The organism is Burkholderia aenigmatica, assembly GCF_048627025.1.
GTDB lineage: Bacteria > Pseudomonadota > Gammaproteobacteria > Burkholderiales > Burkholderiaceae > Burkholderia > Burkholderia aenigmatica.
In genome coordinates, this window is sequence record NZ_CP184470.1 from 241271 (window position 1) to 257295 (window position 16025).

The following is a 16025-nucleotide window of genomic DNA, read 5'->3' on the forward strand; positions in this document are numbered from 1 at the left end:
GGCCCACGCCGGGGAGCGCGGGCCGGCCGGCTTCAGGCAAAGATCTTCAGAACCACTGCTTGTAGCGGCGCACGTAGATCGTCTTGACGATCTGCGCGAGCAGGATGTAGCCGACCATCGTCGCGGCGAGCCACAGCCAGAAGGTGCCTGGCAGGTGCATGAAGCCGAGCGATTCCGCGAACGGCGAGAACGGCAGCCAGCAGCCGATCGCGATCGCGGTGAAGGTCGACAGCAGCACCGGCAGCGCGGCCGTGCTTTGCAGGAACGGGATCTTCTGCGTGCGCAGCAGGTGCACGACGAGCGTCTGCGACACGAGGCTCTCGATGAACCAGCCCGAGTTCATCACGATCTGGCCGCCGGTACCGCCGTTCAGGTGATACATCGCGCCCGCGCCGAACACGGTCCACATCAGGATGTAGGTCGTGATGTCGAATACCGACGACGTCGGCCCGACCCACAGCATGAAGCGGCTGATGTTGCCGGCTTCCCACTTGCGCGGCTTCTTCAGGAACTCGGGATCCATCTTGTCCCACGGCAGCAGCATCTGCGACGTGTCGTAGATCAGGTTCAGCACGAGCAGCTGGGTCGCGAGCATCGGCTCCCACGGCAGGAACGCACTGGCGACGAGCACCGAGAACACGTTGCCGAAGTTCGAGCTCGCGGTCATGTTCAGGTACTTCAGGATGTTGCCGAACGTCTCGCGGCCCTTGATCACGCCTTCCTCGAGCACCATCAGGCTCTTTTCGAGCAGGATGATGTCGGCGGTTTCCTTCGCGATGTCGGCGCCGCTGTCGACCGAGATGCCGACGTCGGCGTCGCGCAGCGCGGGCGCATCGTTGATGCCGTCGCCGAGGAAGCCGACCGTGTGGCCGTTCGCCTGCAGCGCCTTGACGATGCGCGCCTTCTGCAGCGGCGTCAGCTTCGCGAATACGGTCGTGCGTTCGACGACCTGCGCGAGCGTCGCGTCGTCGAGCGCTTCGATTTCCGTGCCGAGCATCGGCTTGCCGGGTTCGAGGCCGACCTGGCGGCACACCTTCATCGTGACGATCGGGTTGTCGCCCGTCAGCACCTTCACCGCGACGCCGTTTTCGCGCAGCGCGGCGAGCGCCGGTGCGGCCGATTCCTTCGGCGGATCGAGGAAGGTCAGGAAGCCGCGCACGACGAGGTCGTGTTCGTCGGCGGTGCGGTACTGCTGGCGCTCGTCGCCGCGCGGGATCGTGCGCGTCGCGAGCACGAGCACACGGAAGCCGTCCTCGTTGTACGCGCTGGCCTGTTCGAGCAGCCGCTTGCGCGCGACGAAGTCGAGCGGACGCACGCCGTCTTCATCCTGCACGTGCGTGGAGACGGCCAGCATCTCCTCGACCGCGCCCTTGCAGATCAGCAGGTGCGTGCCGCGTGCATCCTCGACGACGACCGACAGGCGGCGCCGCACGAAGTCGAACGGCAGTTCGTCGATCTTCTTGTAGCCCTGCGGCTTCACGCGTTCGCCGATCTCGTCGGCACGCGCCACGACCGCGATGTCGATCAGGTTCTTCTGGCCGCTCTGGTGGAAGCTGTTCAGCCAGCCGAGCCGCAGGATCTCCTCGTCCTTGTGACCCGACAGGTCGAGGTGGTGCTCGAGGATGATCTTGTCCTGCGTGAGCGTGCCGGTCTTGTCGGTGCACAGCACGTCCATCGCGCCGAAGTTCTGCACCGAGTTCAGCCGCTTGACGACGACCTTGCGGCGCGCCATCGCGACCGCGCCGCGCGCGAGGTTCGCGCTGACGATCATCGGCAGCATCTCGGGCGTGAGGCCCACGGCCACCGCGAGCGCGAACGTGAGCGCGCTCAGCCAGTCGCCCTTGGTCAGCCCGTTGATCATGAACACGATCGGCACCATCACGAACATGAACTTGATCAGCAGCCAGCTCACGCTCGCGACGCCGCGGTCGAAGCTCGTCTCGATGCGCTTGTGGCTCACGACGTTGCGCGCGAGTGAACCGAAGTAGGTGTCCTCGCCGGTCGCGACGACGACGGCCGTTGCGGTGCCGCTGACGACGTTGGTGCCCATGAAGCAGACGTTCTCGAGATCGAGCAGCGATGCCGACGTATCGGTCGCTGCGCCGGCCGCGCGCGTGCTGGCGGATTTGCCGGCGACTGCGCCGAGCGTGTCGTACTTCTCGACCGGCAGCGCCTCGCCGGTCAGCACGGCCTGGCTGATGAACAGGTCGCGCGACGCGAGCAGGCGCACATCCGCCGGAATCATGTCGCCGGCCGACAGGTGCACGATGTCGCCGGTCACGACTTCGCGCATCGGCACCTCGCGGCGGGCCGGTTCGGACGTGTCGGTCACCGAGCGCTGCACGGTCGCGGTCGTGCGGACCATCGCCTTCAGCTTCTCGGCCGCGCGCAGCGAACGGAATTCCTGCGAGAAGCGCAGCAGCGCGCTGATCGTGACCATCGTCAGCAGGATCGTCATGCCGACATAGTCGCGATCGTCGGGGGCCGCGAAGTAGACGTCGGTGAAGAAGCTGATGGCGGCCAGCACCAGCAGCACGTAGACGAACGGGTTGTGGAACGAGAGCAGCAACTGGCGGGTCCAGTGCGGCGGCTTGTCGTGCGCGATTTCGTTCGGGCCGTAGTGCTGCAGGCGGTCGGCGGCCTGGTCGTAGGTGAGGCCGCGCGTGCTGGTGTGCAGCGACTTCAGCGTGTCTTCGAGCGGGCGGGCCGCTTCCTGCGCGGCGCGCATGATGCGCGGGTCGTTCTGCGGGCCGGTGCCGGCCTTGATGAAGCCACGCTGTTTCTTTTGCGATGGGTTGTGTCGTGTCGTCATGAGTTGCTCCTTGCGCACGAGTCGGCGGGCGGGGAGCGACCGTGACGTTATCGACGCACGAGCGCTTCCCGCCGCGTCGCGTCGAGCGCGATCGGCTGTGGATCGGTGAAGGCGGGAACGCTCGCCGGCGCGTGCGGTGCGGCCGGAGGGGCGATGTGCAGCGTCGCACCGGCGAGCGGTAATCGACTACTGTCGTCTGAGTTCATCTGCACTCCTGTCGGTTGCGGATAGTCGGCACGGGCGATCGACAGCGACGCACGCACGAAGGCGCGCGGCCGGATGGCACGCGAACGGAAAGCGCGCGCAGCTGACGCTGCGCGCAACACGAACGCACGCGCGCGACGGCGCATCGCGTGCATTCGACAACAATGAAAATTCGGCGGGAGATCTGGCCAGTCAGGCCGGAAGGACGCCGCATCCTGCTTCCCGGGATGCGGCAGAAGACGAGGCTCTGCGCGTTTTCCTCAGGCAGCAGTCAAGTTGGTCAAGCACCAACTACAACTCGCATCGGTGTTCACAGAACACTCCATGTAATTAGACGGGAGCGATGGTAATGGGTCGCTGTGCGAAGCGTCAACCCTTTTGTCAGTCGTTATTTCGAGAAACGTAATCCAGCCGTTGCGCGAGCGGAGAAACGCCGGATCGCCGCCAATGAAACGGCCGCGCGCATGCGTTGTCGGCATGCGCGCGGCCGCGTCGAAGCAGGGTGCCGGTGACTAGTTGACCGACGCGACGGCGGCCCCTGCATCGAGGATGCCCGAGCCCGCCGGCATCGCGGTGCACGACGTGCCGGCCGCCAGCTTGGTCGTGCGCGTGCCGCCCTGCAGCTTCTGCTGGATCTGCGCGGGCGTGAGATTGCCGTTCACCGACAGCATCAGCGCGGCGACCCCCGACACTTGCGGTGTCGCGAGGCTGGTGCCGTTCGCGAGGCCGTAGGTGTCCGCGCCCGGCGTCGTGGTGCCGGTATTCGACGTCGACAGGATGTTGACGCCGGGTGCGCTGAGCGTGACATCGGCGCCGAAGTTGCTGAACGACGCGCGGCGGCCCGTCGCGTCGGTTGCGCCGACGCTGATCACGCCGCGGCAGTTCGCGGGCTGGTCGAGCCCGGTCGACAGGCCGTCGTTGCCGGCGGCGACGACGACGGTCACGCCCTTCGCGGTCACGTCGTCGATGGCCTGCTGGAACGTCGTGCTGCACGCGCCGACGCCGCCGAGGCTCAGGTTGATGACCTTCGCGGGCGTCGGGTTGTTCGGTACGCCGGTGACCGGAATACCGGCCGCCCAGCGCATCCCGTCCGCGATGTCGCTCGTCGTGCCACCGCACTTGCCGAGCACGCGAACCGGCAGGATTCGGCCGAGCCACGATACGCCGGCGATCCCGGCGCCGTTGTTCGCGGTCGCGCCGATCACGCCCATCACGCGGGTGCCGTGCCAGCTGCTGTCGCTCGGCTGCGACGCGCAGTTGTAGTACGGACCGTTCGCATTGCTGAGTTCCTGCTGCGTGACCCAGTCGCCCGGATCGGTTGCGTCAGGGCCGCGCGTCAGGCCATTGTTGCTGGTGTTGACGTTGCTGATGAAGCTGTAGCCGGGCATCAGGTTGGCGGCGAGGTCGGCATGCGGCCGGTAACCGGTGTCGAGCACGGCGGTGACGACGGTCGGCGAACCCTTGGTCACGTTCCAGGCCGGCGGCATGTCGATGCCGGCGGTCGGGTCGGACAGGTACCACTGCTGGCTGTAGAGCGGATCGCTCGGCGTATCGCGGATTTGCATCGGGTGATCCGGTTCCGCGTAGTCGACGTCCGAATCGGCTGCGAATGCCTGCGCGAGCGCGGCTGCGTCGGTGGCGGCCATGCGCTGGCCGAGCGACAGCACGGCCGCGCCGTTCGAGATCGTCCGTTCGACCTGCACGTTCACCGGCGCTTGCCCGACCGTGCTCGCATAGGCGCGTGCGCTGCCGGCGACCGGCGCCGTCCAGCGCGTCATCGAGCGCTGGATCACGGCGTCGAGCCGCGTCCCGTTGTCGATGGCCGCCATCGCACGCGTGGCCGTCAGCGTCTTGAGCTTGACGATCAGGTGATCGATCGGCGGTTCGGCCGGTGCGGTCTGCGCGGCCATCTGCACGGCGGCCTGCTGTGTCGCGCATGCATTGCTGCCGGTCGTGGTGGGTGTGGGCGTGGGCGTCGGGGTGGTCGGGGCGGGCGTCGGGGCCGGCGCTGCGTTGGAGGAGGACGGGGTGCTGCCGTCGCCGCCGCCTCCGCCGCAACCGGCGAGGGGCAGGAGGGCGGCGGCAGACAGCATGCCGGCGAGCATGCGCGCATGTGCGGAGCGCGCCAGCGCGAAATTGAAACGCTTGGTTCTCATGTTGAAACTCGATCCTCGTAGATAACCGTCGTGCCGGCGGTGGCGCTGGTCCGGCTGACCCGGACCTTGTCTTTTTTGTCTGACGGCCGCGCAAGGTTGCTGCGACGCGCCATGCACTGGGTAACGGCCGGCGTGGCGGCTTCTTGAGTAGGTTTCACGAGAAAAACCGGTGCGCGCGCAAACGATTACGTTGGTGCGTTGCAGCATGAACGCGCGTTTGGAACGTGTGGCACAGAAGGTGGGGTCGAGTCCACGCGTGGCCGGTCGGGCGAAACCTGCGCCGCGGGCCGGTTTGCGCGGCACGGCAAAGGTCTTTCAACGGGCGGCCGCGGTGGAAGGTTGTTTACGCTTTCCCTGATGCGACGCGAATTTTGTCGGGCGTACGATCGCGATTCGATCAACGTTTCGTCAGGAGAAAAGCATGGATCGCCGCTTACGCTGGCTGGCCGTCGCGCTGTCCTGTGCGCTGGCGGGTACCGCGCACGCGCAGGCCCTTACCGGCACGCTGAAGAAGATCAAGGACACGGGCGTCGTATCGCTGGGCATTCGCGAATCGTCGGTGCCGTTCTCGTATTCGGACAACCAGCAGAAGAACATCGGCTATTCGCGCGACATCGCGTCGCGCGTCATCGACCAACTGAAGACGGAGCTGAACCTGCCGAATCTCGCGGTGAAGGAAATCCCGATCACGTCGCAGAACCGGATTCCGCTGCTGCAGAACGGGACGATCGATTTCGAATGCGGATCGACGACGAACACGCTCGAACGGCAGAAGCAGGCTGCGTTCTCGAACAGTATCTTTCTGTATGGCATCCGCTTCAGTACGCGCAAAGATTCGGGCGTGAAGGATTTCGCGGACCTGGCGGGCAAGACGGTCGCGACGACGGCCGGCACGTCGGACGAGCGCCTGCTGCGCAAGCTCAACGAAGAGAAGGCGATGAACATGACGATCATCAGCGCCAAGGATCACGCCGAAGCGTTCATGAACGTCACGACCGGGCGCGCGGTGGCGTTCGTGATGGACGAGCCGCTGCTGTACGGCGAGATCGCGAAGGACCGCAACCCAGGCGCGTACGCGGTGACAGGCACGCCGCTCGTCCACGAGAACTACGCGTGCATGATGCGCAGGGACGATCCGGCGTTCAAGCATGTCGTCGACGGCGTGATCGCGAAAATGCAGACGTCGGGCGCGGCCGAGAAGCTCTACAACCAGTGGTTCACGCAGCCGATTCCGCCGAAGGGCGTGAGCCTCAACTATCCGCTGTCGGCGGAGATGAAGCAGCTGTTCAGGAATCCGACGGATCAGGCGCAGTATTGATCCTGTCGGATAGGATCGGCCGGCGCGCGCCAGCCGGTCCGTGCAGTCGAGGTGCGTGGCTCCGTCGGGGCTGCTCCGACTTCCATCCGCATTCCGCGTCGGCTTCGCTTCCGAAGCCGCGATGTCCTTGACCGGCGCGCATCGCCCACGGGCGATCCGCCGGGCTCACCGTTCCCCGCCCGTCATTCTTCCGCTTTTTGAAATCCACATCCGGCACCGGATGGCGGAGCACGCGTGCGCAAACGAAGCGCACACGGCAACCCCGATTTCCGCGTAAACCCGGATTCAGCTATCAATTTGAACTGGTCAGAATCGGCCAAAATTGTTCAACAATTTTCGGCCTGAAATCCTGCGGAGCCGCATGCGGCGGCGCGTAGGAGGCATTTTGCATTCTCGCGCCGGTGCCGAAAAAAACTCAGGAGCCACACCATGTCCGGTCAGTTTTCGTTTCGACGTTTCCTCCGCGGCACGCTCGTGCCGCTGGCTTTCGCGTGCTCGGTCGCATCGGCCGCGCCGCTGCAGACGGTGCGGCCCGGCACGCTCCTGGTGGGCTCCGACCTCACGTATCCGCCGTATGCGTACCTGGACGGCGGGAAGCCGGCTGGTTTCGACGCGGAGTTCTCGCGGATGCTGGCGCGCCATCTGAAACTCGAACCGGTCTTCCTCGACACGCGCTTTCCCGACCTGATCCTCGGCATGAAGGCGCGCCGCTTCGACGTCGTGGCGTCGGCGTTGTACGTGACGCCCGACCGGGTGAAGCAGGTCGATTTCGTGCCGTACCTGAAGACCGGTGCGTCGCTGCTGGTCGCGAAGGGCAGCGCGTTCCAGCCGAAGGGGCCGCAGGACCTGTGCGGCAAGCGGGTCGGCACGATCAAGGGCGCGTCGTGGACGCCGAAGCTGCGCGCGGTTTCGCAGGACGCCTGTCAGGCGGCCGGGCGCGGCGACATCGCGATCCTCGAATTCCCGACCTCGCCGGAAGCGACGTCCGCGCTGATGTCGAAGGCGGTCGACGTGCAGATCGAGGACGCGGCCGTCGCGCAGGGCATTCCGAAGCAGACGGGCGGGCGCGTGGCGCTCAGCTCGACGGCGCTGCTGTATCCGATCGTGATCGGCCTCGGCGTGACGAAGGGCGACGCCGGGTTGCAGGGCGCGCTGGAGGGCGCGTTGAACGACGCGAAGCGCAGCGGCGAGTACGGCAGCCTCGTGAAGAAGTACGGGCTGCAGGAGCCGACGGCCGCCGACGTCGCCAGCGCGCTCGGCACGGCGAAGTAGCCGCGACGAAGTCGCCGCGCGCCGTGCCGGCGCGCCGATCCGCCCGGTTGCGCGACACGCGCCGGGCGGCCGCATCACCCATCCGAGGTCGAGGAGTCATCGATGCAGTTCGATTGGCACTACGTGTTGCAACTCTTGTGGGACAAGGATTTCTGGCGCGCGTGCGTCGTCGTCGTCAAGCTGAGCGTGTCGGCGTGGCTGCTCGGCGTGCTGCTCGGTTTCCCGGTGGCGCTCGCGAGGCAATCGCACCAGCCGCTGCTGAAGCGGGCTGCGGCCGTGTACATCTGGTTTTTCCGCAGCCTGCCGCTGCTCGTGCTGCTGGTGTTCATCTATAACCTGCCGCAGATCTTTCCCGCCACCAGCACGGTGCTGTCCGACCCGTTCACGGCCGGCCTGATCGCGATGGTGTTGAGCGAGACCGCGTATTTCGCGGAAATCCATCGCGGCGGCATTCTGTCCGTGCCGCGCGGGCAGCTCGAAGCCGGTCGCGCGCTCGGCATCCGCTTCACGGGCATCCAGCGGATGATCGTGATGCCGCAGGCGATCCGCATCGCGCTGCCGGCGCTTGCGAACGAGTTCATCACGATCGTGAAGCTGACGTCGCTCGTGTCGGTGATCTCGCTCGCCGAGATCCTGCTCGTCGGGCAGCGGCTGTACACGCAGAACTTCCTCGTGTTCGAAACGATGCTGGCCGTCGCGTTCTATTACGTGCTGATCGTCACGGTGTTCAGCCGGCTGCTCGGCGCGCTCGAACGGCACCTCGACGTCAGCCGCCGCACGCCGGCGCCGGCCGGCCCCGCGAACGTCACGCTGCCACTGTCGACGCAGGCCGTCGCGCTGCGGCCGCGCGCGAACGCCGAATTCGCGCTGCGGCTGAAAGGCATCCAGCAGCGCTACGGCCGCCACGAAGTGCTGAAGGACGTGCAGCTCGACGTCGCGCCGGGGCAGGTCGTGTCGATCATCGGTCCGTCGGGATCGGGCAAGACGTCGCTGATCCGCACGATCAACGGTCTTGCACCCGTGAACGCGGGTGAGATCGACCTGTACGGCGAGCCGTTCATCCGTGCGTCGGGCGGGCGTCCGCCGCGTGTGCCGCACGATCGCATCCTCGACATCGGCATGGTGTTCCAGAGCTTCAACCTGTTCCCGCATCGCACCGCGCTGCAGAACGTGATGATGGCGCCGTGCTATCACCGGCAGGCCGATGCGGGCGCGATCCGGCTGCAGGCGCTGTCGCTGCTGTCGAAGGTCGGAATGCTCGAACACGCGAACAAGTATCCGCACCAGCTGTCGGGCGGCCAGCAGCAGCGCGTGGCGATCGCGCGGGCGCTTGCGACGCGGCCGTCGATCATGCTGTTCGACGAGCCGACGTCGGCGCTCGATCCGGAGCTCGTCGGCGAAGTGCTGAAGGTGGTCGAGACGCTCGCGAAGGAGGGGATGACGATGATCATCGTCACGCACGAGATGAACTTCGCATTCAAGGTGTCCGACCGGATCGTTTTCATGGAGAACGGCCGGATCCTGTACGACGTGCCGCCCGAGCGGATTCGCGGCAGCGCGGATACGCGCGTGAAGGATTTCCTGCGGCATGTCCACTTCGCATGACCGCCATGAACGAACGACGAGGAACCGGCATGAATCCGTCTGAATTCCGGCAACGCGACGCGCAGGCGCCGGCGTGCGTCGACCGCTTGCGCGCGTGTCTTGCCCGTGCCGACGCTGCACCCGGCGACATCGGCACCGCGTGGCTCGCGCGCCGCGATGCGGCGGCGCTGGCCGAAGCGCGCGCCTGGGATGCGTCGATCGGGCGCGGCGCGATCGACGCCCCGCTGGCCGGCCTGGTCATGACGGTCAAGGCCTGCTTCGATTGCGACGGCTGGGTCACGCATGCGGGTTCGCGCGTGCTGGCCGACATGCCGCCCGCGCGAACCGACGCCGCGCTCGTGGCGGCGCTGCGTCGCGCGGGGGCCGTGCCGGTCGCGCAAACCGCGATGACCGAGTTCGCGTATGGCGCGCTCGGCGTGAATCGCGCGTACGGCACACCGGCGACGCCGCTCGACGCGCGACGCGAGCGCGTGGCCGGTGGATCGAGTTCGGGCGCGGCGGTGTCGGTGGCGCTGGGTGCCGCCGATCTGTCGGTCGGCTCCGACACGAGCGGTTCGGCGCGCATCCCGGCCGCGTTCTGCGGCGTGGCCGGATTCAAGCCGTCGCGTGGCCGCTATCCCGATGCGGGCATGCGTTTTCTGTCGACCACGTTCGACGTGCCGGGGATGCTGGCGGCAACCGCCGACCTGTGCCGGCAGGTCGATGCGGCGCTGTGCGGCCGCACGGTTGAGCGCGCCGCGCCCGCGCGCGTCGACGCGTTGCATTTCATCGTTCCCGAACGCTTCGCGACGGAGGATGTCGACCCGGCCGTCGGACAGGCGTTCGACGCGTGGTTGTCACGGCTGTCCAGGCTCGGTGCGCGCATCGAGCGCAAGCGGCTCGATTGCCTGGCCGAGGCCGGCGCTGTCGCGCGTGCGGGCGGCATCATCGCGGCGGAGGCGTTCATGCTGCATCGCGCGCAACTGGAAACGGCCGCCGATCGCTACGATCCGCTCGTCGGCCCGCGCATCGCGGCGGGCGAACACGTGCGGGCGCACGACTACGCGGCCGCGCTGCGGCGCCTGGCGGTGCTGGCCGACGCGTACCGCGCCGAACTGGGCGATGCGCATGCGGTGCTGACGCCGACCGTGCCGATGCCGCCGCCGCGCATCGCCGATCTGGCGGACGAGCGCGTGTATCTCGCGGAGAATGCGCGCGCGTTCCGGCTGACCGAATTCGCGAACCGGCTCGACCTGCCGAGCATCAGCGTGCCGGGCGAGCGTCGGCGCAAGCTGCCGATCGGCCTGCTGCTGACGGGGCATCGTGGGGACGATGCGCGGTTGCTCGATGCGGCCGTGCTGGTCGAGCGCGCGCTGGCCGCTGCCGAATGAACCGATTTTCGACGGCAGGCCGCGGCTTGCCATTTTTTCTTCTCGTTACTAAGAGGTGCTCATGATCGTCGTAAGATCGGCCGATATCGCCCACACCGAACGCCACGCGCACGGCCCGGGCTGGGACAGCAAGCGCATGATCGTCCAGCAGGACGGCGTCGGCTATTCCGTTCACGAGACGCGCGTGCATGAAGGCGCGGAACTGCATCTGCACTACAAGCACCACTTCGAGACCAACTATTGCGTGGCGGGCGAAGGGGAAGTCGTCGAAACGGCGACCGGCAAGGTGCACCGGATTGCGCCCGGCACGATCTACGCGCTGAACGAGAACGATGCGCACATCCTGCGCGCGACACGCGGCGACCTGCATCTCGTGTGCGTGTTCAATCCGCCGCTGACGGGGCGCGAGACGCATCGCGAGGACGGCAGCTATGCGCTGCCGGCCGGCGAGGAGGCCTGACGGCGCGAGGTGTCGACGCGTGCGGGAGGCAGCCGCTCAGGCCGCTTCCCGCTGGCTGCGCCTGATCGCGTCGAGGAGCATCCGCTCGGAATCGTCGAGATAGCGCGCGAGTGTCGTGACGGCCTCGCTTCGGCGGCTCTGCGTGAGCAGGTCATAGATCTGGTATTCGCGCTGGATCCAGTCGGGCGTCTGCACGCGCCTTTCGTCGGGATCGGATGCGAACACGAGGCGCAACTGCGCCGAGATGGTGCGGAAGAATTCGTCGAGCAGCGCGGACTTCTGCAACGCGACGATATGCTGGTGAAACCGCAGGCTGTGCGTGCCGACGGTCTGCCAGTTCTCCTTCGCGAGTTCGCGCTCGGCCGCGCGAATGGCCGACTGCATTTTCTCGAGCAGCGCCGGCTGGGCCAGTTCGGCCGTATTCAATGCATGGAGTTCGAGCGTGCGGCGCGCAACGTAAAGATCGCGCACGTCCTGACGATTGAGCGTGCGCACGACGACGCCTTTGTGCCGCACGAACGTGACGAGCCCTTCGCGGCCGAGCTGGTGCAGGACTTCGCGAAGCGAGTTGCGCGATGTGTCGTATTCGGCCGCGAGATCCATCTCGATCAGCGACGTGCCGGGCGGCAGCTTGCCGCTGATGATGTGCTCGCGCAGTTGATGGCTGATCCGGTCGGCGACCGATTGTCCTCGCGCTTTTTCGCTTGCCATGCTGTCCGTTCGCTCCTCTCCTGATCGTGCGCCGCCGGCGTGGCTGGCCGGCGGCGTGGCGTCATTCTACGGGCTTTGTCACGCCGTCTTGTCGTGCTGCCGGCCGGGCTGCGAATCGTGCTGCCAGTTGGCCTGCGGCGGCTGCATCCCGTGCAGGCCCCTGTACGGCGCGACGGGCGGCGACGTCCAGCCTTCGAGCAGCCCCGGATCGAGCCGGTACACCTCGACGCCGAGCGGCCGGCACACGTCGATCGGGTCGCGCGCGTCGGGCCCCCACATCGGCACCGACAGGTCGCCGCCCGGGCACGTGGACATCGCGCACAGCAGGTCGATCTCGGCGAAGAACTCGAGGTAGTCGCCCGGCTTGGCGGGGCACGCTTTCATGAAGTACTTGTCGTCGTCGTTCAGGCCCGTGCACTGGAACACGTTGAGCACGTCGTGCACGTCGAATTCTGTCAGCCCGTACGGCGCGACCGCGCGCACGAGGTTCGAGTGGCAGTGGAAATGGAAATCCTCGCCGGTCAGCAGCTTGTTCACGTACGGATCGCAGCGCGTGCCGAGCAGGTCGTGCACGCGTCCGCCGTCGCCGTCGACGCCATAGCCGGCGAGCGTGTCGTCGGTGATCGTGACCATCGGGCGCAGGTAGGGCAGCGTTGACCAGATGCGGTCGAACGTCGTCACGTGCGCAGCCTGCAACTGGCGCGTGCGCGACGCCCACATGCGCTCGCGCGGATTGTGCAGGCTCCACATGTTGAAGTCGGCGACCTGCGGGCCTTCCAGCGTGACGATGCGGAACACGTGGCCGGCCGGCACCGTCCACGCAAAACCGCTGCGGATCGGCACGACGTGCGATTCGATGCGCTGCCGCGCGTCCTGGCGCTGCGCGATTGCGGAATAGAAGGACCGGTCGACGTTCAGGACGGAGCCCTTGGTGACCTGGTAGGCGGCGGGATAGTTCGACATGACGTGGTGCTCTCGGGGAAAGTTGGCAGACACGGATATCCGGCCGGAATCCTTCGTGGTGGCCGGTCAGGCGCCAGTTGGCATGTTGGATTGTTCAACAATTTTCGACGCTGCGGGGAGTATAGGGCGAAGGCGGGGAGGCGTGTCAATGGGTGGAAAATACGGAGGGCGGGAGGCGCTCGCCCGACGGATGAGCGGGCGGTGAGGGGGAAAGCGATGTGGCAATAAAAAATTGCCGGCACGCGCCGGCGGTTTCGGTGACGACACGAACCGACCGGGCGGCTCGTCGTGCGTCAGGCCTTGAACGAACGGAATCGCATGGTCGACGCTCCATCGAACGCGGCTGATCGAATCAGACTGGGAATACGTACCGCGGCTCGCGGATCGAGCCATCGCCGACTAGGCGGGCGCAGACTGAAGTCGGAATGAGAGCCGGCGGCCGGCATTCAACCTCGCCCGTGCCATGGGAATCCTGTCGAGCCACGCAACAACAGGCACAATACGCAATTCTGCACGTTGCGCACCGGTGTTCGCGATCCGAACACGCCGGGCTGCCGCGTCGCCACCGCCTGAACCCGTCCCGTCCCGTCCCGTCCCGTCGTCATGAACGCCACGCTCACCCCCGCGCGCGAGTCGAACTCGCCGCGTTTCCTGCTGTTCCTGATCTGCCTGTTCGCGTCCGCCGGCCAGCTCGCGATCGACATCTACGTCCCCGCGCTGCCCGACATGGCACGTTCGTTCGCGACCACGCCGCAGGCGATCCAGTCGAGCGTGTCCGGCTACATGGCGGCCTACGCGCTCGGCCAGCTCATCTTCGGCCCGATCGCCGACGCTTACGGCCGCAAGCGCGTGCTCGCGTTCGGGCTCGTGATCTACACGATCGGCTGCCTGCTGTCGCTCGGCGCGCAGAACCTGGAGACGTTCGTGCTGGCGCGCTGCCTGCAGGGCTTCGGCATCGCGACCACCAACCTGCTCGCGAAGGCGATCATCACCGATTCGTTCTCCGGCCAGGCGCTGATGCACGCGTTCACGTACATGTCGATCGCATGGGGGCTCGCGCCGATCATCGCGCCGGTGATCGGCGCGCACCTGCAGGAATGGTTCGGCTGGCGCGCGTGCCTCGTGTTCCTGCTGGTGTACTCGCTGGCGATGTGGGCGTTGCTGTGGCGTTATCGCGAAACCTTGCCGAAACCGGTGCATCTCGAGCCGCGCACGCTGATGACGAACGCTGGCAAGGTGCTGGCGAGCCCGGTGTTCCAGAGCTGCTTCCTGGCACAGGGGCTGTGCTACAGCATCCTGCTCGTGTTCAACATCGTCGGGCCGTTCATGGTGCAGACCACGCTGCACAAGCCGCCGACCTTCTTCGGCTATCTCGCGCTCGGGATCGGGCTGATGTATTTCCTCGGCGGCCTGTCGAACCGCATTCACGGGCGCGGGCTGCCGAGCGCCGAGCAACGGCTGCGCATCGGCGCGCGCGTGATGGCGGGAGCATCGGTGGCGATGCTGGTGCTGGCGCTCACAGTCGGGCTGCGCGTCTGGACGCTCGCGACGCCGGTGCTCGTGATGGGCTTCTGCGCGGGCGCGATGTACCCGACGCTGATGGCCAAGGGCAATTCGCTGTTTCCGCATATCGCCGGCCTGACAAGCGCGATCCTCGGCTGCGCACTGCTGCTCGTGTCGTCCGCGATGATGGGGCTGGCCGGTTTCGTGTCGATCCATGTCCTGACGCCGCTCGCGGTGTTCTTCGTCGCGCTGTCGTGCATCGTCGTGTGGATGGTCACCAAGCTGCTGCGGTACCTGTCGCAGCAGCAGGCTCAGGCCGCGTCCGTCGTGTGCGGGCGCGGGGAGGCCGCGTAAGTGCCGCCCGTCGACCGACCCATGCGCCCGATCCTGCTGAACCGCGTCGCCCGAACCGACGCCGCCGACCTGATCGCCGCCAACCGCGCGAGCCGGAGCCACCATCTGCCGTGGGTCGACTCGTTCACGGATCAGGCGGGATTCGACCAGTGGTTCGCCCGCTGCCTGACGGGGCCGAACGTCGGCCTCGTCGCGCGCGAGCGCACGTCCGGGACGGTGGTCGGCGTGGTGAACCTCAACGAGATCGTCGGCGGCGTGTTCCAGAGCGCGTATCTCGGGTACTACGGGATGGTGGCGTTCAGCGGCCAGGGGCTGATGACCGAGGCGCTGCGCGCGGCGATCGGCGTCGCGTTCGGCGAACTCGGGCTGCATCGGCTCGAAGCGAACATCCAGCCCGGCAACCACGCGTCGATTGCGCTGGTTCGGCGGCTCGGTTTCACGAAAGAAGGGTTTTCGCCGCGCTATCTGCGCATCGGCGGCGAATGGCGCGACCACGAACGGTGGGCGCTGCTGGCCGACGGCGAGCCCGACGCGCGCGCCTGACGCCCGATCCCAGGCGATCTTCTTTCCGCCGCCGGCCGCTTACAGCGGATGTGCCGCGCCGGCCTGCGCCAGCAGCGAAACGGCCACCGGATCCGGCATCCCGTTCGAGTCGATCGCACCGGCTTTCGCGAGTGCGACGAGGTCGCTGTCGACGCCCGGTTGCCCGACCGTGAACGACGTGGTCAGGAATGCCGGCGCCGCGAGCGTGACCGAATAGCGCTGCTGCAGGTTCGTCACGACGGCCGATTGTGCGGCCTGTACGGTGTTCGCATTGTTCATCGCCTGCTGGTAGCGCGAATTCCCCTGGAAATTGCCGATCAATGTGGCCGTGTCCGTGCCGAGCTGGGCGGCGAGATAGACCAGCATCAGCTCGGTCTCGGGCGTCGTATTGAACGTGCCGCCCGCGTACGCGAGCGAATGCAGGCTCGTGCCGCCCGACGTCACGGTGATCGCGCACGGCAGCACGGCATTGACCGTCACCTGGTAGTTGCCGCCGCCGTCCGTCAGCGTCGTCGCCGAGCCCGTCACGCAGCTGACCGCCACCTGCGCGCTGGCGAGCGCGTCGCCCGTCGCGGCCGTGCCCGAGAGCGCGACGGTCTGCGTGTTGTTGTTGAAACAGGCATCCACGCCGAAGCAGGCATCGCCGCCGCACGCCTGAAGCGTCGCGAGGGTGGCGATGCAGAGCGTGCCCAGCGCGGGGTGGATGAAACGGCGGGGGTGAATGTTCATGGTCGCTGGCCTTGAGGAGAGTGGG

The 16025-nt window shown here is 67.0% G+C and carries 13 protein-coding genes; 7 read left to right on the plus strand and 6 right to left on the minus strand.

Going from position 1 to position 16025, the window contains the following annotated elements; translation table 11 throughout:
• Positions 1–46: 46 nt before the first annotated feature.
• From mgtA to ACN8ZM_RS33480, 3 genes are all read right to left on the minus strand, one after another.
• On the minus strand, positions 47–2812 hold the full coding sequence (mgtA, locus tag ACN8ZM_RS33470; protein WP_205821495.1) for a magnesium-translocating P-type ATPase: 2766 nt from the start codon (positions 2810–2812) through the stop codon (positions 47–49).
• A 47-nt stretch (positions 2813–2859) separates the two neighbouring features.
• Positions 2860–3018: a hypothetical protein gene (locus ACN8ZM_RS33475; RefSeq protein ID WP_420213143.1), complete on the minus strand. Its 159-nt coding sequence runs from the start codon at positions 3016–3018 to the stop codon at positions 2860–2862.
• Positions 3019–3528: 510 nt separating this feature from the next.
• Complete coding sequence (locus ACN8ZM_RS33480; RefSeq protein ID WP_420213144.1) at positions 3529–5172, minus strand: S8 family peptidase; 1644 nt, start codon at positions 5170–5172, stop codon at positions 3529–3531.
• A 421-nt stretch (positions 5173–5593) separates the two neighbouring features.
• Between ACN8ZM_RS33480 and ACN8ZM_RS33485 the strand changes: the two genes are divergently transcribed.
• From ACN8ZM_RS33485 to ACN8ZM_RS33505, 5 genes are all read left to right on the plus strand, one after another.
• A complete protein-coding gene (locus ACN8ZM_RS33485) occupies positions 5594–6490 on the plus strand; it encodes a glutamate/aspartate ABC transporter substrate-binding protein (RefSeq protein ID WP_051889998.1) in 897 nt (298 codons plus the stop codon).
• Positions 6491–6919: 429 nt separating this feature from the next.
• The gene (locus tag ACN8ZM_RS33490) at positions 6920–7762 is read left to right on the plus strand and encodes an ABC transporter substrate-binding protein (RefSeq protein WP_089452726.1); all 843 of its coding nucleotides are present in this window, start codon (positions 6920–6922) and stop codon (positions 7760–7762) included.
• A gap of 102 nt (positions 7763–7864) precedes the next feature.
• Positions 7865–9367, plus strand: coding sequence for an amino acid ABC transporter permease/ATP-binding protein (locus tag ACN8ZM_RS33495; protein WP_089452727.1), 1503 nt, complete (start codon positions 7865–7867; stop codon positions 9365–9367).
• 29 nt (positions 9368–9396) lie between these two features.
• Positions 9397–10737, plus strand: a complete 1341-nt coding sequence (locus tag ACN8ZM_RS33500; RefSeq protein WP_420213145.1) for an amidase family protein — start codon at positions 9397–9399, stop codon at positions 10735–10737.
• 61 nt (positions 10738–10798) lie between these two features.
• Entirely contained in the window at positions 10799–11197 is a 399-nt protein-coding gene (locus ACN8ZM_RS33505) for an ectoine synthase (protein WP_089452729.1), read from the plus strand.
• 36 nt (positions 11198–11233) lie between these two features.
• Here the strand turns inward: ACN8ZM_RS33505 and ACN8ZM_RS33510 are convergent, their stop codons facing one another.
• On the minus strand, positions 11234–11908 hold the full coding sequence (locus tag ACN8ZM_RS33510) for a GntR family transcriptional regulator (RefSeq protein WP_420213146.1): 675 nt from the start codon (positions 11906–11908) through the stop codon (positions 11234–11236).
• Positions 11909–11986: 78 nt separating this feature from the next.
• Complete coding sequence (locus tag ACN8ZM_RS33515) at positions 11987–12871, minus strand: urea carboxylase-associated family protein (protein ID WP_089452731.1); 885 nt, start codon at positions 12869–12871, stop codon at positions 11987–11989.
• A gap of 603 nt (positions 12872–13474) precedes the next feature.
• On the opposite strand from ACN8ZM_RS33515, the gene ACN8ZM_RS33520 reads away from it, so the two are divergent.
• On the plus strand, positions 13475–14728 hold the full coding sequence (locus ACN8ZM_RS33520; protein ID WP_089452732.1) for a multidrug effflux MFS transporter: 1254 nt from the start codon (positions 13475–13477) through the stop codon (positions 14726–14728).
• Between the two features lie 21 nt (positions 14729–14749).
• Positions 14750–15271 (plus strand): GNAT family N-acetyltransferase, encoded by a 522-nt coding sequence (locus ACN8ZM_RS33525; protein WP_420213147.1) that lies wholly within the window; start codon positions 14750–14752, stop codon positions 15269–15271.
• Positions 15272–15310: 39 nt separating this feature from the next.
• Here the strand turns inward: ACN8ZM_RS33525 and ACN8ZM_RS33530 are convergent, their stop codons facing one another.
• Positions 15311–16000, minus strand: coding sequence for a hypothetical protein (locus tag ACN8ZM_RS33530; protein WP_420213148.1), 690 nt, complete (start codon positions 15998–16000; stop codon positions 15311–15313).
• Positions 16001–16025: the final 25 nt, after the last annotated feature.